The 449-nt window shown below is 69.0% G+C and carries 1 pseudogene; it reads right to left on the reverse strand.

Annotated features, from left to right (window positions below):
* Window positions 1-449: pseudogene (locus RAD15_RS43835) on the reverse strand (MBOAT family O-acyltransferase); the annotation flags it as partial.

The following is a 449-nucleotide window of genomic DNA, read 5'->3' on the forward strand; positions in this document are numbered from 1 at the left end:
GGCGTCGGGCCGCGCGTAGGGCCGCTCCTCGAACTGGTGCATGATCTCGCTCCACCGCACGAGCGGGCCGGCGAGAACCTGCGGGAAGAAGGCGATGTAGAGGGCGTAGCGGGTGAGCCCGTAGCCCGGCGCGCGCCCGGCCCTCAGGTCCGTCAGTTACATGACGTGGTGGAAGGTGAAGAAGGAGATGCCGAGGGGCAGCACCCAGCCCGGCTTCGCGAGAACCACGCCCGGCAGCAGGCTCGCGAGATCGGCAAAGAAGTCGAGATACTTGAACAGCGCCAGCGCGGCGAGGTTGGCGACGATCGCCGCCGGGATCAGCCAGGACTGGTGCCCGCGGAGGTAGGCGCGGGCCACGAGCCAGTTGCCGAGGATCGAGGCCCCGAGCAGCGGCACGAAGCGCACGTCCCACCAGCCGTAGAAGACGAAGGACAGCACGACGAGGAGCG

Source organism: Bradyrhizobium sp. 14AA, from assembly GCF_054185205.1.